This window comes from Streptomyces sp. NPDC006339, assembly GCF_040612775.1.
In the GTDB taxonomy this organism is placed as follows: domain Bacteria; phylum Actinomycetota; class Actinomycetes; order Streptomycetales; family Streptomycetaceae; genus Streptomyces.
In genome coordinates this window covers 94968-113438 of sequence record NZ_JBEXQW010000027.1, presented here as the reverse complement: position 1 = coordinate 113438, position 18471 = coordinate 94968, and the positions used below count along the sequence as shown (strand labels likewise).

At 74.9% G+C, this 18471-nt stretch carries 17 protein-coding genes and 3 pseudogenes; 11 read left to right on the top strand and 9 right to left on the bottom strand.

Going from position 1 to position 18471, the window contains the following annotated elements; genetic code table 11:
• Positions 1-134: 134 nt before the first annotated feature.
• On the bottom strand, positions 135-359 hold the full coding sequence (locus ABZ135_RS22730) for a DUF6458 family protein (RefSeq protein ID WP_356698040.1): 225 nt from the start codon (positions 357-359) through the stop codon (positions 135-137).
• 172 nt (positions 360-531) lie between these two features.
• Here ABZ135_RS22730 and ABZ135_RS22725 point away from each other — a divergent pair, with 172 nt between their 5' ends.
• The 3 genes from ABZ135_RS22725 (at position 532) to ABZ135_RS22715 (ending at position 4506) form a co-directional block, all read left to right on the top strand.
• On the top strand, positions 532-2568 hold the full coding sequence (locus ABZ135_RS22725; RefSeq protein WP_356698039.1) for an NAD-binding lipoprotein: 2037 nt from the start codon (positions 532-534) through the stop codon (positions 2566-2568).
• A 108-nt stretch (positions 2569-2676) separates the two neighbouring features.
• Entirely contained in the window at positions 2677-3756 is a 1080-nt protein-coding gene (locus ABZ135_RS22720) for a mechanosensitive ion channel domain-containing protein (RefSeq protein ID WP_356698038.1), read from the top strand.
• 75 nt (positions 3757-3831) lie between these two features.
• Positions 3832-4506: a beta-glucanase gene (locus tag ABZ135_RS22715; RefSeq protein ID WP_356698037.1), complete on the top strand. Its 675-nt coding sequence runs from the start codon at positions 3832-3834 to the stop codon at positions 4504-4506.
• A 43-nt stretch (positions 4507-4549) separates the two neighbouring features.
• On the opposite strand, the gene ABZ135_RS22710 is transcribed toward ABZ135_RS22715, so the two are convergent.
• Positions 4550-5194, bottom strand: a complete 645-nt coding sequence (locus ABZ135_RS22710) for a hypothetical protein (protein WP_356698036.1) — start codon at positions 5192-5194, stop codon at positions 4550-4552.
• A gap of 38 nt (positions 5195-5232) precedes the next feature.
• Positions 5233-5766, bottom strand: a complete 534-nt coding sequence (locus tag ABZ135_RS22705; protein ID WP_356698035.1) for an HPP family protein — start codon at positions 5764-5766, stop codon at positions 5233-5235.
• Between the two features lie 266 nt (positions 5767-6032).
• Here ABZ135_RS22705 and ABZ135_RS22700 point away from each other — a divergent pair, with 266 nt between their 5' ends.
• From ABZ135_RS22700 to ABZ135_RS22680, 5 genes are all read left to right on the top strand, one after another.
• On the top strand, positions 6033-7016 hold the full coding sequence (locus ABZ135_RS22700; RefSeq protein WP_356698034.1) for an aldo/keto reductase: 984 nt from the start codon (positions 6033-6035) through the stop codon (positions 7014-7016).
• A gap of 177 nt (positions 7017-7193) precedes the next feature.
• A complete protein-coding gene (locus ABZ135_RS22695) occupies positions 7194-8018 on the top strand; it encodes an N-formylglutamate amidohydrolase (RefSeq protein ID WP_356698033.1) in 825 nt (274 codons plus the stop codon).
• Positions 8019-8028: 10 nt separating this feature from the next.
• Positions 8029-8319, top strand: coding sequence for a DUF6296 family protein (locus ABZ135_RS22690; RefSeq protein ID WP_356698032.1), 291 nt, complete (start codon positions 8029-8031; stop codon positions 8317-8319).
• Between the two features lie 9 nt (positions 8320-8328).
• Positions 8329-8658: a hypothetical protein gene (locus ABZ135_RS22685; protein ID WP_356698031.1), complete on the top strand. Its 330-nt coding sequence runs from the start codon at positions 8329-8331 to the stop codon at positions 8656-8658.
• 101 nt (positions 8659-8759) lie between these two features.
• On the top strand, positions 8760-10811 hold the full coding sequence (locus ABZ135_RS22680) for a protein kinase (RefSeq protein ID WP_356698030.1): 2052 nt from the start codon (positions 8760-8762) through the stop codon (positions 10809-10811).
• A gap of 47 nt (positions 10812-10858) precedes the next feature.
• Here the strand turns inward: ABZ135_RS22680 and ABZ135_RS22675 are convergent.
• The 4 genes and pseudogenes from ABZ135_RS22675 to ABZ135_RS22660 form a co-directional block, all read right to left on the bottom strand.
• Positions 10859-11609: pseudogene (locus tag ABZ135_RS22675) on the bottom strand (chitosanase).
• Between the two features lie 53 nt (positions 11610-11662).
• Positions 11663-12001: pseudogene (locus ABZ135_RS22670) on the bottom strand (discoidin domain-containing protein); the annotation flags it as partial.
• 348 nt (positions 12002-12349) lie between these two features.
• A complete protein-coding gene (locus tag ABZ135_RS22665; protein WP_356698029.1) occupies positions 12350-13723 on the bottom strand; it encodes a carbohydrate-binding protein in 1374 nt (457 codons plus the stop codon).
• A 389-nt stretch (positions 13724-14112) separates the two neighbouring features.
• A complete protein-coding gene (locus ABZ135_RS22660) occupies positions 14113-15051 on the bottom strand; it encodes a LysR family transcriptional regulator (protein WP_356698028.1) in 939 nt (312 codons plus the stop codon).
• Positions 15052-15187: 136 nt separating this feature from the next.
• Here ABZ135_RS22660 and ABZ135_RS22655 point away from each other — a divergent pair, with 136 nt between their 5' ends.
• The gene (locus tag ABZ135_RS22655; protein WP_356698027.1) at positions 15188-16093 is read left to right on the top strand and encodes an arginase family protein; all 906 of its coding nucleotides are present in this window, start codon (positions 15188-15190) and stop codon (positions 16091-16093) included.
• Positions 16094-16183: 90 nt separating this feature from the next.
• Here the strand turns inward: ABZ135_RS22655 and ABZ135_RS22650 are convergent.
• A pseudogene (locus tag ABZ135_RS22650) lies at positions 16184-16915 on the bottom strand (aminoglycoside adenylyltransferase family protein); the annotation flags it as partial.
• Positions 16916-17065: 150 nt separating this feature from the next.
• Between ABZ135_RS22650 and ABZ135_RS22645 the strand changes: the two are divergent.
• Positions 17066-17518 (top strand): helix-turn-helix domain-containing protein, encoded by a 453-nt coding sequence (locus ABZ135_RS22645; RefSeq protein WP_356698026.1) that lies wholly within the window; start codon positions 17066-17068, stop codon positions 17516-17518.
• Positions 17515-17877, top strand: a complete 363-nt coding sequence (locus tag ABZ135_RS22640) for a DUF4180 domain-containing protein (RefSeq protein ID WP_356698025.1) — start codon at positions 17515-17517, stop codon at positions 17875-17877. Before ABZ135_RS22645 ends, ABZ135_RS22640 begins: the two co-directional genes overlap by 4 nt.
• 50 nt (positions 17878-17927) lie before the next feature.
• Here the strand turns inward: ABZ135_RS22640 and ABZ135_RS22635 are convergent, their stop codons facing one another.
• The gene (locus tag ABZ135_RS22635) at positions 17928-18371 is read right to left on the bottom strand and encodes a DUF4440 domain-containing protein (RefSeq protein ID WP_356698024.1); all 444 of its coding nucleotides are present in this window, start codon (positions 18369-18371) and stop codon (positions 17928-17930) included.
• Between the last annotated feature and the right edge of the window lie 100 nt (positions 18372-18471).

Genomic DNA, 18471 nt, shown 5'->3' with positions numbered 1-18471 from the left:
GTGCGCGCGATCGCGGCCGTCGCCACGGCGGTGACGCGCGGCGATCTCAACCTGAAGATCGACGGTGTCGACGCGGCGGGCCCGTGAAGGGCGCGGGCCGGGCGGTGTCGTGGACGTCGGCCGGACGGCGGACGTCAGTGAAGGTCCCTGCGCTCGTCGTCGGTGACGGTCGGAGCGACCGGGGGGACGACCACCCGGCGCCGGCGCAGGATGCTGGTGTACACCGCCGTGCCGATGATGCCCACCGCCATCAGGATCAGCCCCACCAGGTCGAGGTTGACGCCCTCCATCTCCCAGTCGGAGGCGAAGGTGAAGATTGCTCCGACGGCGATCAGGATGATGCAGGCTCCCAATCCCATGTTTCCTCCCTTGTCGGGTCGGAACTCGCGTACCCCGGTCGGCGGTCCTCATCCCTGTTCGGGCTGTTCGGAGAGCCTCCATGGCGCCCGCGCGGGCCCGTTGGTGTGCACGAAAGGATGAACGGCGCCCGCCGGCGGCGTTTCCTCCGCCGGCGGGCGTCACCCTGCTGACGTGCGTAAGGAGCGCGAGATCGCCGTCCCGTCACCGCGCGGCCCCGTGACGGCGGCGGGCCCGCCGGCCGGTCCGGTGCGTCCGTCGGCACGGCGGCCGGGGGCGCGGGAACGGGTGCGGTACTGGGTGGACCGGACCGTCGTGAAAGGCATGACGGCGCTGGTCGGTTGGCTGGCGCTGGCGTGTCTCGCGGTCGTGGCGCCGGCGAGCGCGCTGCTGGTGTGGACCGACAGCAGGGCGCCGGTGACCTTCGAGGGGAAGCTGGCGGCGGTGTGGCGGACCGTCGGGCAGACGCTGCGGCTCGGCGGCGAGGTCGGTCCGCCGCTGCGGATCGTGCTGTCGGTGCTGCTCGCCCTGGTGGCCCTGCTGTACGTGTCCACGCTCGTGGGTCTCGTCACGACCGCCCTCACCGACCGGCTGACCGAGCTTCAGCGGGGACACTCCACGGTGCTGGAGGAGGGCCACACGCTCGTCCTGGGCTGGTCGGAGCAGGCGCCGACGGTGATCGCCGAGCTGCTCGCGGCGTACGGGCAGCGGCGCGGTGGCGCGGTCGTCGTCCTGGCGGACCGGGACAAGACCGAGATGGAGGAGGAGTTACGGGGCGACGGGGCCGTCGCCGGGCGGGTCCGGCTGCTGTGCCGGCGGGGGCGGCCCGCCGATCCCGCGGCGCTCGCCCGGGTGAGCCCGGCGACGGCGGAGGCGGTGGTCGTGCTGCCGCCGGACGATCCGGCCGAGGACGCGCAGGTGGTGCGGACGCTCCTGGCGCTGCGGGCCGCCGTCGGCGAGGGCTGCCCGGTCCGGGTCGTGGCGGCGGTGCGGGCGGACCGCTACCGGGAGGCGGCGGAGCTGGCCGCGGGCGAGGGCGCGACCGTGCTGGAGGTGGACGACATCGCTGCGCGGCTGCTGGCGCGGTGCGTCCGGGAGCCGGGGCTCTCGTTCGTCCTGGAGGACCTGCTGGACTTCGCGGGCGCCGAGCTGCACACCCTGCGCGAGCCCGGTCTGGCGGGCCGGTCGTTCGGCGAGCTGCGGGCCGGTGGTGCGGAGGTGTGCGCGGTGGGGATCGTACGGGCCGACGGCACGCTGCTCCTGAACCCGGCGCCGGACGTGGAGTTGGGGGCGGGGGACGGTCTCGTGGTGCTCGCGGAGGACGGCGGCGCCACGGCCCTGTCGCCGCCCTCCACCGTACCGGCGGCCGACCCCGCCGTGATGACGACTCCTCCCCCGCGCTCGCCGCGTCCGTCGCGGGTGGTGGTGCTCGGCTGGAACCGCCGTGCCGGGCGGGTGGTCGAGGCGCTCGCCCACGGCGCCCCTCCGGGCTCGGTGGTGGACGTGGTGACGGACGCGGCCGGAGCGACGGACGTGACCGGGGTGGTGACACGGGTGGCGGCGGGGGCGGGCGGCGGCGCGGGGGCACGGGTGGACGAGGGGCCGGGGGGCGCCGGGCAGGGCACGGTGGTTCCGGCGGTGGTGGTCCACCCGGGCGACCCGACGACGGCGGCGGCGCTCCGCCGGGTCGGCGCGGAGCACGACCATGTGGTCGTGCTCGGGCCCGACCACGGGCCGGAGCCGGTGAGCCCGGACGACAGGACGCTCGTGACGCTGCTGCACCTGCGGGCGCGGCAGCGGCGGGCGGGGCTGACGGCCACCGTCGTGACGGAACTGGCCGACGCCCGCAACCGGCCCCTCGCTCCGGTCGGCGCCGCGGCGGACGTGCTCGTCACGGGGCGCCTCGTCGGGCTTCTGATGGCCCAGATCGCGCAGAACGGCGCCCTCGCGGCGGCGTTCGGGGAGCTCTTTTCGGGACGGGGCAACGCGGTGCGCCTGCGGCCGGCCGGTGACTTCGTCACTCTCGGCGCCGAGGTCACGTTCGCGACGGTCGTGGCCTCGGCCGGGCGTCAGGGCGCGTGCGCCCTGGGCTATCGCGCCGCGGGGGCGGCGGAGAGCGCCCCGTACCGCGGTGTGCGGCTCAACCCTCCCAAGGACGAGACGCGCTGTTGGAGCGAGGGGGACGAGGTGATCGTGGTGGCGAGGCAGTGAGCGACAGCACACGCGCGTCCGGCCGGGCCGGGGGCGGTGGGTGTTTGGCGGGTGCCCAGGTGGTGAGGCGAAGGAGACGACCGACTTCGTCTCGTCCCCTGGGGAGCCATGGAGAGCATCCTTCGACTGGTGATCGTCCTCGGCGGCTCGGCGCTGGTGGCCCTGGCCGCCGTCCGCGCCGCGGACGTCGTGGCGCGGCAGGCCGACGCGCGCCGCCCGGAGACCCCGCTGTGGGGGCTGCTGCGCCGCTGCCGTACGCCGCTGTTCGTCGTGCTGTTCACGACGCTGCTCGGGTGGACCTTCCGCGCGACGAAATGGGAGCCCCTGGACGACCACGCCGACACGGTGTCCCACCTCCTGGTGCTGTGCCTGATCGGGGGCGGCGCGTGGCTGGCCGTACGGGTCGCCGCGGCCGTCGTCGAGTCGTCGTACGCGCGCTACGCGGGGCGGTCGCGCGATGTGGCGCGGGTGCGCCGGGTGCGTACCCAGGTCACGTTGATCATGCGGGTGGTGTCTGTGGCCGTCGGGGTGATCGCCGCGGCCGTCGCCCTCGTCACCTTCCCGGCGTTCCGCACCGTCGGGACGTCGCTGCTCGCCTCGGCGGGCATCATCGGCATCGTGGCGGGCGTGGCGGCGCAGTCGACGCTCGGCAACCTCTTCGCCGGTTTCCAGATCGCCTTCGGCGACATGGTCCGCATCGGCGACACGGTCGTCGTCGACGGCGAGTGGGGGACGGTGGAGGAGATAACCCTGACCTTCCTCACCGTGCGGACCTGGGACGAGCGCCGGGTCACGCTGCCCGTCTCCTACTTCACCTCGCGCCCGTTCGAGAACTGGTCGCGGGGCGGTGCGGAGATGACGGGCTCGGTCTTCCTCTACTGCGACCACTCGGTGCCGGTCGCGCGGATGCGGGCACGGCTGCGGGAGTTCCTGGAGACCTGTCCCACGTGGGACCGCCGGGCCTGGGATCTCGCCATCACGGACACGTCGCCCACCTGTGTGACGGTCCGTGCGATCGTCACCGCGAAGGACGCCGACGACCTGTGGACGACGCGCGTCGCGGTACGGGAGGAGCTCGTCGACTGGCTCGTGCGGGAGCATCCCGGGGCGCTGCCCCGGATCGTGACCGACCGGGCGGACGACACTCCTCGGCATGACCTGGCGTGGCGACTTCCTGACAAGGAGTGAGGGGTTCCGCATTGTGGCGGGCCGGGCGGGCAGAACAGCGACGGAGGACGTTCGCCGACGCGAGGAGCACACACCATGTCCACCTGGCCGCCGGCCGAGGAGCCGGTCTTCACCGCGGACTTCGCCTCGACGACACAGTGGGTCGCGGGCCGTAGTTGGGCCTATCCCGACGGAGGGCCGATCAACCCGGGCGACAACAAGCTGGATTACCTGGTGGAGGACCCCGAGTACAGCCGCTCCGGGGTCTTCCGCGCGACGCGCCGCTCGGACGGGCGCTGGGACACGGGCCTGCTGACGACGGAGGGCAGCGACGAGGGCTTCGAGGTCCGCTCGGGGGACGTGCTGGAGGCGCGGGTGCGGCTGCCCGAGGAGATCGGCGCCTGGCCGGCTATCTGGACGTGGCGCGACGGCGGCCAGGAGATCGACGTCTTCGAGTACCACCCCGACAACCCCGATCTGCTGGAGCTGTCCAACCGGGTCCGCGGCAGCCACCGCTACCACCGCGACCCGGCGGTGCGGCCCGGCGGCTGGATACGCCTGCGGACCGAGTTCGGCCCGCGTTCGGTGGTGTGGTGGCTCGACGACGAGGAGGTCTTCGCGGACGGGCGCGGCGTCGGGAGGCGCTGGCACGCCTATCTGATCGTCAACCTCTCGATCTCCGCGGGCCGCTACCACCCGCCGCCGGACGACCACACGACCCGGATGTCCTTCGAGGTCCGCGACCTGCGGGTGTTCCGCCCGGGCGGGTGAGCGGGCAGGCCCGGGTGAGCCGGGGCGACCGGGCAGGCTGCGGTCAGCCGAGGTGCAGGGCGACCCCGCACAGGCCGAGTCCGTCCCGAACGGCGGCCCGCCAGACCCGAAGCGGCCCGTCGAGCACGCTCTCCTCCCCCGCCGCGTAGTACAGCCAGTCCTTGTCCTCCGCCGCCGCGCGCTCGGCGGGACGGAAGGCGAGGGCGGCCTCCACCCTCGGCAGGGCGCGGCGCGTCTCGTCGGCGGTCAGGAGGAAGTTCCCGCACCAGCCGGGCAGAAGGGCGGCGCGGGCGGGGCCGACGGCGTGGAAGAGGGAGGTGACCGCGTAGTCCTTGGCGTGGACGGAGACGAAGATGTGGTCGAGGTCCTGACCGTCCCACAGGTCGTCGACGACGTAGAAGTCCGGGTCACGGACGCCGGCGCAGAGCTCGTCGACCCGGGTTCCGGGCGCCGTGAGGTACCGGAAGGACTCGATCGCCTCCCGGTCGGCCGTGGCGGTGCCGCCTCCGGTCCCGCCGCCGTACCAGGTGCGGTGGTCCGGCAGGGGCGCTCGTCGCCAGGCGTCCCAGCGGGCGCGGGCTCCGGGGGCCTCGCGGTCGGCCTCGATCGCCGGCAGGAGGCGCGGGGCGAGCCGCGCGATGACGGGGTCGGGGTGGGCGCTGATGCCCCAGGCGCTCGTGAATCCCATGCGCGGGACGCTACCGACCGCCTCTGACAGGCCGCGGGTCACCACCAGTAGGCGGGGTACTTGGGCGCCGCTCGGCGGATGCGGGAGAACGCGTACTCCATCGCCACCAGGAGCAGCGTGGCGCCGAAGAGCAGGGGGACGAAATGGGTCGGGGCGGGGGTCTGGAGGACGATCACCACGGCGGTGGCGCAGGCGGGTGAGTGCGGGGTGCGGGCGAGGGTGGTGAGGGCCAGGGTGAGGCCGGCCGCGACGGCGGCGGCCCAGGCGCCGGCGCCCGCCACCGCGAGGGTCGCGTAGCCCGCGCCGGCGGCGAGGAGGTGGCCGGCGACGACGCTGCGCGGCTGCGACAGCGGCAGCGTGGGGGCGCTGTGGACCAGGGCGGCGCTGGCGGCCAGCGGCGGTATGAGGACCGGCTCGTGGATGACCGCGCCGATCGCGACCAGGCCGAGCAGGACGACCGTCACGGCGCTGACGCTGTGGAGGGCCGCCGCGGGTGCCGGGCGGGCCGGGGCGCGGCCGGCGGTGATCCGGGGCTTGGGCGGGGACTCGGGGTCCGCGGTGTCGGTGTTCATACGGGGCGGTTTCGGGGCGGGCGGCCTCGGGCCGGAGGGGCGGGGATCGGAAGGGGCGTGCTACGGAGCCTGTGGTCGACAGGCGGCCCGCCCTCGCGCCCATGCGGGCGCCGCCCTGATCGGGGCGGCGCGATCGCACCGATTGTATACAAAACGTTGAAGCCGCAACCGGCTGGGGGCGGCTCCGCTCGGTCCCTCCTCGCCGCCCCACCGGCCTTGCTCGCCGCCCCTCCCGGCCACCCGCCCGCCTGTGGCAGGGTGTGCCCGTGACCTCCACCCATGTGACCTCCGCCGATGCCCCCGTACCGGCCGTCGGCCCCGCCCCCGTCCTGCTCGGCTGCATGGGTCTGGGCGGGAGCTGGGACACCGGCCCGTACGCCCCCGCCGACATCGACGCCGCCGAGGCGGCGGTCGAAGCGGCGCTGGAGAGCGGCATCACCGCCTTCGACCACGCCGACATCTACCGGCACGGCAAGTCGGAGGCCGTCTTCGGCGAGGTCCTCGCCCGCGCCCCGGGACTCCGCGAGCGGATCACGCTCCAGTCCAAGTGCGGCATCCGGCTCCCCGAGGGCGACCGGCCCGGCCTGTACGACCTGCGCGGCCCCACCATCGTGCGGAGGGTCGAGGAGAGCCTGACCCGGCTGCGCACCGACGTCCTCGACGTGCTGCTGCTCCACCGGCCCGATCCGCTGGCCGACCCGGCCGAGGTCGCCGCGGCCCTGGAGTCGCTCCACCGGCAGGGCCTCGTGCGCCGGTTCGGCGTCTCCAACATGAACGCGCATCAGATCGCCCGGCTCCAGGCCCACCTGGAACTGCCGCTGGTGGTCGACCAGTTGGAGATGAGTCTGCTGCGCCGGGACTGGCTGGAGGACGGCGTGCTCGTCAACACGCCCGCGTCGGCCTCGCTCGGCTTCCCCGCCGGAACGGTCGAGCACTGCCTGGACCACGGGATCTCCCTCCAGGCGTGGGGCCCGCTGGCCCAGGGGCGCTACACCGGACGGCCCGAGACCCCGCAGGAGCACGCCACGGCCGCGCTCGTCGCGGAGCTCGCCAAGGCCAAGGGCACCACGCCGGAGACGGTCCTGCTGTGGTGGCTCCAGCGGCACCCCGCGCGGATCTCCCCGGTCATCGGCACCACCAACCCCGACCGCATCCGCGCCTGCCGGGGCGCCGCCGTCGAGCAGCCCGACCTCACCCACGAGGAGTGGTACGAGCTGTGGATCACCGCGCGCGGCGCCGCCCTGCCGTAGCCGCACCGACGCACGGGCCCTGAGGGCGCCCGGGCGCACGCGACACCCCGGGCGCGCGGGCCCGGCGCGGCCCCACCCTGCCCCGGGCCGCACGGAGCCGCCCGGGCCCCCGACAGAGCCCCCTCCCGCCCCCGCAAGGGCGACCCGGCACTCGACGACCGCAAGGAGCCTCGCACCATGACCGACGCCCCCGCCCCCTTCGAGCTCCTCGCCGGGGCGCCCCACTCCCCCGTCCTGCTCCACGTGCCGCACTCCTCCCGGTTGCTGCCGCCGGACGTGCGGGCCGGCATCGTGCTCGACGACGCCGATCTGGAGCGCGAGCTCGACCACATCACCGACTCCCACACCGACGAGATCGCCGCCGTCGCCACGGCCTCGGCCGGCACCGCTCCCTGGCGGTTCGTCAACCGGCTCTCGCGGCTGGTCGTCGACCCCGAACGGTTCCCCGACGAGCGCGAGGAGATGCTCGCGGTCGGCATGGGCGCGGTGTACACCCGCACCACGCACCGCGCCGAGCTGCGGCCGGCCGGCTTCGACCCCACGCCGCTCGTCGGGCGGTACTTCGACCCGTACGCCGAGGCGATGACCCGTGCCGTGGACGCGCGGCTGGCGGCGACGGGCCGTGCGGTGATCGTCGACGTGCACTCGTACCCGACGGCGGCGCTCCCGTACGAACTGCACGGCGACGGCCCCCGGCCGCCGGTCTGCCTGGGCACGGACGCCTTCCACACGCCGCCGGCGCTGCTCGCGGCGGCGCGCCGCGCCTTCGCCGGATTCGGCGGGGTGGGCACGGACAGCCCCTTCGCCGGGACGTACGTCCCGCTGGCGCACTACGGGCGGGACGCCCGGGTCGGCGCCCTCATGGTGGAGATCCGCCGCGACCTGTACATGAGCGAGCCGGGAGGCCCGGCCGGCCCGGGGGCGCGGGCGCTCGGGGCGGCGCTCGCCGCCCTGGTCGACGCCGTGACCGACGAGATGCCCGGCGCGGGCCCCGCCGCGTAAAATAGGGCAGGTGAGCGCCCCCAGATACGAGCTGGTGTTCTCCGACGCGGTGGGTTCGGCCCGCGACGTCGTGGTCGTCGAGCGCACGTCCGCGACGGGACCCGGCGGCCATCCCGTGTACGCCGATCCGACCGGGATCATCCGGGCGGAGATCAGCGACCGCGACGAGGTGCGTGTCCTCGCCTCCGGCGGTCACCAGCAGCCCCCGCAGGGTGTGGTCGCCCACCGGCTGCGCGAGGCACCGGAGGGTGGGCTTCCGGACGCCGGGGGCCAGGGCGACGGGTCCCGCGACGTCGCCTAAGCTTCGCGGATGACCACCATCGACCCCTCATCCGAGCAGCCCGAGCCGCGGTACGTGCGCGTCACCATCGAGCTCGTCGCCGAGATCACCGACGAGCAGGCGCTGAAGGCCGCCGCGCTGGACGCCGTCAAGGACGACGAGTACCTCGACGACGCGGAGCGCGCCCAGTCCGTCGAGGCCATCGAGCTGGACCCGTCCGGTTCCCTCGCCCACTTCATCGACCCGATCGCCCTCCTCGGGGACGTCCCCGGCGTGGAGCTGACCTCCGCCACCTGGGAGTCCGCCCACACCGAGTACGACCCGGACGACGAGACCTGGGAGGAGCACCCGGTCGACTGACCGGGGCGCCGGCCGAGCGGCGTACGGGCCGCGCCGCTCGACCGGGACACCGTGCGGCTGGTAGGAGATCCCTGCACGGTACGACTTGCGAGGGGGGCACCATGAAGCCGCTGGAGGCGGGGGATCCGGAATCGGTCGGCGACGGCAGATACCGGCTGGTCGGGCGGCTCGGTCAGGGAGGCATGGGCGTGGTCTACCTCGGCCGCTCCCGCTCCGGCCGGGCGGTGGCGGTCAAGGTCGTCCGGCCCGATCTCGGCACCGACCCGGAGTTCGTGCGCCGGTTCGCCCGCGAGGTGGCGGCGGCGCGCCGGGTCGGCGGCTTCCACACCGCCCCGGTGGTCGACGCGGACCCCGACGGGCATCCGGCCTGGCTGGTCACGGCGTACGTGCCCGGTCCCACGCTGCGGGTGGTGCTCGACCACATGGGCGCGCTGCCCGCGGACAGTCTGACGGTGCTGGCCGCCGGGCTCGCGGAGGCCCTGGAGGCGATCCACCGGGCCGGGGTGATCCACCGGGACCTCAAGCCGGCCAACATCATCGTCGCCGAGGACGGGCCGCGCGTCATCGACTTCGGCATCGCGCGCGCCCTCGACGGCACGGCCGCGCTGACCCGGACCGGCCTGCAGGTCGGTACACCCGGCTATCTCGCGCCCGAGCAGCTCACGGACGGCGCGATCACGCCCGCCGTGGACATGTTCGCGCTGGGCGTCGTGCTGTGCCAGGCGGCGGGCGGCTCGCCCTTCGGCGACGGCACGTCGGCGGCCTGGCTCTACCGGGTCGTCCACGAGGCCCCGGACATCGCCGCCGTCCCCGCGCCCCTGCGGGAGCTCGTCGCCGCCTGCCTGGCCAAGGACCCGGCGGGGCGGCCCACTCCCGCGGCCTTCCTGGACCGGCTGACGATCAGCCACCGGGCGGACGGGGGCTGGCTTCCCGACGAGGCCACGGTGCTGCTGTCCACGGCGCCGCAGCCCCCGGAGACCGTCGTCGTACGCGAGGAGACGGAGCCGGCCGGGCAACCGCAGCTCCCCGCGCCCGTCCCCGCACCCGCACCCGCGCCCACCCCCACACGCGCACCCGCACCCGCACCCGCGCCCGTGCCCGCCGCCGGTCCGGAGACCGAGGGCGGTCCGGCGACCAGGCCGGCGGACGGCGTGGACCGGCGGACCGGGCGGCGTCGGGGCCGACGGACGACCGTGGCGGCGGTGCTCGTGGTGTGCGCGGCCGTCGCCGCGGGCCTGCTGGTCTGGCGGCCGTGGGCGCAGGACGCCGGGAACGGTGCCCAGCCCGGCGGCGGCCCGTCCTCCCCCGGCCCCTCCGCGCCCGCCGCGTTCCCCGACACGACCCTGCTGGTGCGCCAGGACACCGCGCCCGGCTGGCCCCGGGAGTGCCACGGGATCATCGCGGTCCGCCCGGCGGGAACGGACCGGCCGCGCCGGCTCGTGCCGGACGGGACGTGCGACTACCTGCCGCAATGGGCTCCGGACCGCGAGTCGTTCGCGTTCACGCGCGTGACCTCCGAGGGCACGGCGGTGTGGACGGCGAAGGCCGACGGTTCCGGTGCGCGGCGGATCGCGGCGATCTCCGGCGGGCGGGTGTCGTGGTCGCCGGACGGCACCCGGCTCGCCGTGCTGCGCGTACGGGACGGTGTGCAGCAGCTCTTCGAGGTGCGGGTGGCGGACGGGTCCGTCCGGCAGCTCACCGACGGACCGGGACGGGTCGAGGACCCGGCGTGGTCCCCGGACGGCTCCCGGATCGCGGTCTGCATGGAGGCGGGTCCGGGTGACTGGCAGGTCCACACGGTGGACCCGGCGGCCCCGGACCGGGTGCCCCGTCAGGTGACACGGCTGCCGCACCCGGCGCTCGACCCGGTCTGGTCCCCCGACGGCCGGACCTTCGCCTACACCGCCGGGTCCTACCGGGGCCCGACCAAGGGGGACATCCGCCTGGTCGGCACCGACGGGAACGGGGACCGGCCGCTGGCGGTGACGGCGGAGCACGAGATGGACCCGGCCTGGTCGGCGGACGGCAAGTGGCTGGCCTTCGTCCGGGGCCCGTACGAGAAGCCGGTCATCTGGGCGGTGCGCGCCGACGGCACCGGAGAGCGTCGCCTCACCACCGGCGACCTCCCCGAGGGGCACCCCGCCTGGCGATGACGGGGGCCCGGTCGAGGGGTGCGGTGCCGCCGCGGGAGCGGGGCGGTTCAGCTTGTGAGGGAGAAGGCGTCCCCGTACACGCTCCAGTAGAGCGGCGTGTTGAGGTCGAAGTTGCCCTCGTCGAGGAAGCGGCGCTGGGCCGTGCTCACGCGCGTGGTGTCGCTGTGGGCCTCCTCCGTGCGCATCTCCTCCTCGCGCGCGTCGAGGAAGGCGTTCAGGTACGTCCGCTCGTCGCCGCCGCGCGACGGCGGGAGGGCGCGGGAGAGGGCGACCGCGCGGATGCTGCGGAAGCCGGACTCGCCGTGCATCACGGCCGCGTCGTAGTAGGCGAACTGGCCGAGCGCGCGCAGGCCGTCCGCCTTCGCCTGGGAGACGGCGGGGTTGAAGTAGACCCGGTCCCGCTCCTCCTCCTGCGTCTGCTGGAACACCGAGTCCTGGGCGGCCCGGCGCCAGGCGTCGGGGAAGCCGGGGTCCAGGCCCTCGTGGGAGTCCGTGCCGTCGACCTTGCGCAGCGCGGGCAGGTAGGGCGCGAGCGGGTTCGAGGGCTTCTTGGCGGTGTACCGCTCGACCAGTTCGAGCATGTCGCCCGTACCGGAACAGAAGCCGATGATCCCGGCGGTGTAGCCGCGACCGTCCCTGATGTCCTCGATGTAGGCGAACTGGGCGCGCCAGTCGAGGGAGGAGTTCTCGAAGGTGGAGACCAGCTTCATGGCGATCTCCTTCTTCGCCGGGTCGTCGAGGCCCGTGCCGGTGGACGGCGGGGTGGTGGCGCCGGTGCCGTACGCCTCGACCTCCCACAGCGAGTAGCCGTACGGGGTGCCGCGCTGAGTGCCGTAGACGCGCAGGTAGCGGCCGGTGCCGTTGACGGTCAGGTCGTCGGTGCCGCCGTCGCCGGCCGTGGTGGAGTGGATCTGGCGCCAGGTCGAGCCGTCGTCGGAGAGTTCGACGCGGTACGCCTTGGCGTAGGCGGCCTCCCACTTGAGGACGACCCGCTTGACGGCGGTTCCGGCGCCGAGGTCGATCCGGATCCACTGGTTGTCGACGCCTTCGGCGCTCGCCCAGCGGGTGCTGAGGGAGCCGTCGACGGCCTTGGTGCCGGTGAGCGTGCTGGTCTCCGTCGAGGAGGTCGTGACGGGGCGGCCTTGGGCGAGGTTGCCGACCGCCGCCGTGGCGGGCGTGAGGACGACCATCGCCGGGAGCAGGGTTCCGGCGGTCGCGGCGGCGACGGCGAGCGCGGCCGTGCGGTGGCGCCGGCGCGCGTTGATGGTGGGAGGCATGCCACTCCACTTCTCGGAAGAGAATAATAGGAAAGCTTCCTAACTTTCGCTGCCGCGAGATTATGGGGCGCACGGGGGCGGCGCAAGGGTCGGGTCGGCCAAGGGAGTTGGCGCGCCGGGCGAAGCGGCGGACACGGAGAGAGGGCGAGGGCGCGGGATCGGCTCCCGCACCCTCGCCCTCGCCTTGGCCTTCGTCCGCGCCCTCGCTCTCGCTCTCGCCTTTGCTCTCGCTCTCGTTCTCGCTCTCCCGGCCGCCGGTGGTCAGACGCGCTGCCAGAGCGCGGGCACGTTCGGCGGTTCCCAGCCGGTCTGGGCCTGGTGGCCCTGGAGGCAGCGGTAGCTCGCGCCGCCGTACGTGACGACGGCACCGGCGGTGTACACCGTGCCCGCCTTCCACGTGCCGCCCGGCTCCGGCTCACCCGGGCCGGGTCCCGGGCCCGGGTCGGAGCCGGTGGTGCGCAGCGTCAGGCCGTAGTTCTGCAGAATCGGGTTCAACGGCTGGAAGAAGGTCGTGCCGCCGCTGGAGCAGTTGCCGGAGCCGCCCGAGGTCACGCCCTGCGCCTGGCTGCCGGAGATGTACGAGCCGCCCGAGTCACCCGGTTCGGCGCAGACCGTCGTGCGGGTCACGCCCGAGATGGTGCCCTCCGGGTAGGTGACGCTGGTGTTGTGCTGCTGGATGGTGCCGCAGTGCCAGCCGGTGGTCGAGCCGGACCGGCACACGGAGGCTCCGACGGGCTGCAGGACGGAACCCGTCACCTGCACGTTCGCGCCGCCGGCGCCCTTGACGTACGGGGTCGCGGTCCAGTTGGTGTTGGTGGCCACCCAGGCCATGTCGCTGCCGGGGAAGACGGATGCCTGGAAGCTGCCCTGGGCGACCTGGTTGTAGCCGGTGGTGGCCGTCCCGGCGCGACCGCAGTGCCCGGCCGTGGCGAAGCCCTGGGTGGTGCCGCGGGTGATCGCGAAACCGACCGAGCAGCGGCCGCCGCCCATGTAGTAGGCGTCGCCGCCCCGGATGTCGTAGAGCGGGCGGGGCGCCTCCGAGGCCCGGACGACGCGCACCAGTTCGCGGGGCACGCCCGTCGTGGCGAGCAGGCGTGCTCCGGCGCCCGGGCGGGTCTCCTCGACGACGATCCGGTTGGCGCGGACGTCGACGTAGCGGACGGGCGTCTCGGCGCCCGCGGAGTGGTCCAGGGTGCTCTTGGCCGATTCCAGGGCGGTCAGACCGTGGGGCACGACCAGCGCCCGGGCCCCGGTGGCGCGTATCGCCCCCGCGTCGGCGGCGCGGGTGGTCGCCACCGTGAGGGTGGCGGACTCGGGTCCGTCGACCCACGCTCCGGCGTACGTGCCGCCGAGGGCCTGCCGGACACGGGCGGCGGTGGCCCCCGCCTCGGCCTCGTGGGCGAGGCGGGTCAGGGCCTGGGTACGGGTCAGGCCCAGGTCGCGTTCCATGGCGCGGAGCAGCTCGGGCGGGGCGGCGTCCGTGCGGAGCGCCGCGGCGGCGGAGGCGGGGCGGGCCGACGGGTCCGGCGGCGCCGACGGGGGCGCCGCGGTGGCGGAGCCGGCCTGGAGGCCGGCCAGCGCCAGTGCGGCGGCGGCCAGCACGGTCCAGGCCGCGCGGGCGGGTCGTCGGGGCATGGGAGGTCTCCTCGGTGTCGTGGGGGAACTGCCGAAACCGTAGGAAGGGCGGTGCGTGCGGCGGGAGTTGTCAGTCGGCCCTCTACGCCGCGTTATGGGCCGGGGAAGGGGCCGTTCGCCGCTCCCGGAGCGGGACGGGTACCGGGCCCGGGGTCGCAGTCGGGGGCGGGTCCGGGTCGGGGTCTGGGGTCAGGGGTCAGGGGGCCGGGGTCGGGGTCGGGGCCCGGGTCCGGGTCTGGGGTCGGGGTCCGGGGTCCGGGGTCCGGGGTTGGGTCCTGGGTCCAGCCATGGAGCGGCCGTCGTCGAGCGCCCGTCGTCGAGCGCCTGTGGCCGTGGTCGAGCGGCGCAGGACCCCCTCCGCCGAGCGTCACCGCCGAGGAGTCGCGGCGTCACGGACCGGCGAAGGCGACCGGTGCGCAAGCCGCGCTGCGGGCCAGGGCGTCGGCGTGGGCCGCTCGGGCGTGGGCGAGGACGGCCGGGGCGTGGCTCGCCGCGCGTCCCTCCGGGTGCCAGCCGAGCAGATGGCGCCAGATCAGCGGGGTACCGGCGAGGGGCCGGGTGACGAGGCCCGGGGTGGCGGGGAAGGTGGCCCGGCACAGGCCGACCGCGCGCCCCACCTGGACCAGGTGCACACAGGAGGCGGTGTCCGTCTCGTACACGCAGGCGGGGGTGAACCCGGCGCGGACGCAGGCGGCGGCGAAGCAGTCGCCGAAGCAGCCGTCGCCGGGCACGTCGGTCCATGCCTCGGCGGCCAGTTCGGCGAGCCCGATCTCGGTCCTGGGCGCGAGCGGATGGCCGGCGGCGAGCATCACGTACACGGGGTCGCGGGCGACCTCGGTCCAGGCGAGCCGTCCCGCCTCGGGCGGACTGCTCTCGCCGCAGACCCCGACCAGCGCGAAGTCCAGGCGCCCGGCGACGACCCCGCCGGCGATCTCCCGCTCCGACCAGGAGGTGTACGTGGTGACGGGGGCGGAGCCCTCCCCCGTACGGGCGAGCCGGTCGACCAGGCCGCCGAGGAGGGGGCCGTGGGTGCCGCCGAGGCGGTGCCCCGTCGCACCCTCGCGGGCGAAGCGCACCGCCTCCTCCTGGAGCTCGCAGACGGCGGGCAGCACCACCCGGGCGCGATCCAGGACGAGGTCGCCGAGCGCGGTGGCCCGCACGCCCTCCCGGCCGCGTTCGAACAGCGCCCCGCCGAGGGCCCGTTCGATGCGTTTGAGCTGGGCGCTGAGGGCGGGCTGGGCCAGGCCGAGGGCGGTGGCGGCCCGGGTGAGACTGCCCGCGTCGGCGATGGCCCGGATCGTCTTCAGGTGCCGCAACTCCAAGTCCATGCGCAGAGCTTGCCGCCCTCCGCCGGAAAGGTCCAGACCAACGGCCGAGGTCGTGGACCGGTGGCGTTCACCCGGGCATCCCCGTGCCGGGGCGGGGCGTTGCGGTCGGCCACGCCGCACGGCGAGGATGCCCCCCATGCGGAACATCGTGGTCGTCGACGCCCCCTCCAATCTCGGTCTGCGACCCCCCACCCCGGGCACCGTGCCCGGTTGCCACAAGCTGGCCGGGGCGCTCCGCGAGAACGGGATCGTCCGGCGGCTGGGAGCGTTCGAGGGCGGGGTCGTGGTGCCGCCCCGCTACGACCGGGGCAACTGGCAGGAGGGGGACGGCGTCTTCCACGCGGCCGCCCTCGCCCGGTACACCGTCCGGCTCGCCGACCGCGTCCGACGTCACGTGGAGGCAGGGGACTTCACCCTGGTCCTCGGCGGCGACTGCTCCATCCAGCTCGGCGCCGCCCTCGCGCTGCGCCGGCTCGGCCGCTACGGGCTGGCCTCCGTCGACGCCTCCCCCGACTTCCGCCATCCGGGCAACTCGGACCGGATCGGCGCGGCCGGAGGCGAGGAGCTGGCGCTGGCGACCGGGCGCGGCCAGGCGGACCTGACCGACCTGGAGGGCAGGCGGCCCTATCTGCGGGACGAGGACGTCCGGGTCCTCGGTACCCGGGACGCCTTCCTGGAGGAGGCCGAGGTCGTCGAGCTGCGCGCGCTGAAGGTGCCCGTCGCCACGGTCTCGCAGCTACGGGAGTGGGGGCCGGGCGACGTGGGGGCCGCGACCGTCCTCAGCCTGGAGACCACGGCCCTGGACGGGTTCTGGACGCATCTGGACGCGGACGTCCTCGATCCGACGGTGATGCCGGCCGTCGACAGCCCCGACCCGGACGGACTGCTGCCGGACGAACTCACCGCGCTGCTACGGCCGCTGGTGCGCTCCCCGCGCTGTGCCGGACTCACCGTCACGATCTACGACCCCGATCTCGACCCCGACGGCACCGCCGGCGCCCTCCTCACGGACATCGTCGTAGCGGCCTTGAGCGAGACCTGAACCTCCTCCCCCGGCCCCTTCCTTGCCCCCCTCCTCGGCGCACTCCTCGACCCCCTCCCCTGCCCGTTCCGCCCGGCGGATCCGCTCCAGCAGGTGGGCGGCGTGCGGGCGTACGGCGGGGCGGAGAGGGGCCCAGTCCTCCTCCGCCTGCCCCGTGTACACGGCGCGCGCGTGGGCGAGGACCGGCCGCTGCTCGGCGGGCAGCCGGACCAGGGCCCAGTCGGCGGCCGCGTCCTTGGAGCGGATCCGCCCCGTCTCCAGCGTGGTCCAGATCCGGGCGAGCGTGAGCACGACGTTGCGGGTGTCGGTGTCGAGTTCGGCCATGAGGTCCGGGACGCCGGCGACGATCGCGCTGCGGACGTCCTCGGCCGGTACCGGGTCGAGGAGCGTGGCGGGCGGGGGCCCGAACAGGGGTGCGTCGCCCGCGCGGACCATGGTGAGCAGCGGCGCCAGGTCGCGGCTGACCTCCGGCCGGGGCGAGCGGCCTCGTTCGTACCCCTCGCGCAGCCACTCCCCGTACAGGTAGTCGCAGACGGCCGGATGGCGCCACGGCCGGATCTCTCCGGCGACCACGACGATCAGCTCGACGGGGCGAGCCGGCCCACCAGGGGCGCCGGGCCCGGAGAGGGCGAGCAGTCCGTCGGTGAGCGCCCGGCGCTCGTCGGCGGTGAGGCCGCGGCGGGCGACGACGAGCACGTCGAGGTCGCTGTGGGGCCGCAGCCCGCCGAGCACGGCGGAGCCGTGCAGATACGCGCCGAGCGCCTCGTCGCCGAGCACGGTGCGGACCAGGCGGACGACGGCGTCGGTCTGGGGCGTGGTCATGGACCCTCCTGCGGTGGCGGCGCGTCGGCGGAGCCTACCGGCGGGCGCCGCGAGAGGCGATTCCACGCCCCTTCCCTCGACTTCCCTATCGGACCCCTTGTGGGTGTACTTTAGGGAGCCTAAGAGGCAATAGGGGCAGGAGGGGGAGCGGTGCAGCGGTTCTACACGGTGGAGCAGGTCGCCGGTCTGCTCGACCTGCACGTCAAGACGGTCCGCGGGTACGTGCGCGACGGGCGGCTCCCGGCCACGCGGGTGGGCCGGCAGTACCGGATCCGCCCGGAGGACCTGGACGCCTTCACGGGCACGTCGCCCGCGCCGGCGGCCGTCGCCCCCGCCCCGGCGCCGCACGCGGACGTGTCCAGCATCGTCCAGGTCGACGGGGTGGACCGGCGCACCGCCGACCGGCTCGCCAATGCCGTCATGGCCACCGCGCTCGGGCGTCACGGGCGGGCGGGCGAGGCGGAAGCCGGGCGGAGCAGGCTGCGGGTCGAGACCGTCTTCGACGAGGAGCGGGAATCCCTCAAGTTCGTCGTCCTCGGGGATCTCGACACCACGGCCGGCCTGCTCAAGGTGATCGACGCACTGATCGGAGACCCGCGGTGAACACGCTTCAGGACATCCACGGCACGACCGTCATGGTCTGCCCGCCCGACGGCCCCCTCCTGCTCGGGGAGCGGGACGCGACCGATCTGATCGGCGAGGGCACGTACAACGGGGCCACGTGGGTGGCGGTGCCGGTCGAGCGGTTCGCCGAGGACTTCTTCTGGCTGAGCACGCGCATGGCCGGGGACATCGTGCAGAAGTTCGCCCAGTACCGGCTCGGGCTCGTCGTCCTCGGCGACATCAGCGCCCACCTGGAGGCCAGTTCGGCACTCCGGGACTTCGTCCGCGAGTGCAACCGCGGCACGCAGGTCTGGTTCGTCGCCGACACGGAGGCCCTCGCCGCACGCCTCGCCCCCTGACGGCGCCCCGCCCCCGTGGCCCCGTGAAACCCTGCCCGTCACACGGGCTTTCAGCCCTCGGGGACGGGCGTGCCCTGGTGGTAGTAGAGGCGCCAGCCGCTGTCGACCCCGACCCCGTCGCCCACGCCCTCCCCCGCGCCTTCCGCCTTGCGCCAGATCGAGCTGCGGCGCGCCCGGCGACCGCCGAAGTCGGTCTCGTACGTCAGGTGGACGAGGCCGGGGGCGAGGAGCACTCCGCGCATGGCCGTCGGCTCGAAGCGCGGGCCCTCGGTGGCAGCGCCGTCGAGCTCGGGGAGCTCGGCGAGCATCTCCTCGTACGTCCAGCGCCGCCCGGAGGCGCCGACCTCGACGAACTCGGGGTCGAAAAGGCGACGGGCCTCGGTGGCGGAAGCGCGCACGGCGGGGTCCAGCAGCCGCAGTTCGCCGTCCACGGCCGCGGCGATCGCGGCGCTCTCCTCGTCCCCGCGCACGGCACTCTCACTGTTGTCGATCATGAAGGCATCCTCCCCCGGCCGGAAGGCCGTGGCAAGGAATTCGGTACCGACGGGTAGGCGGACGGCCGGTCTTGCTATACCTTCCGTCCAACAGCTTGCT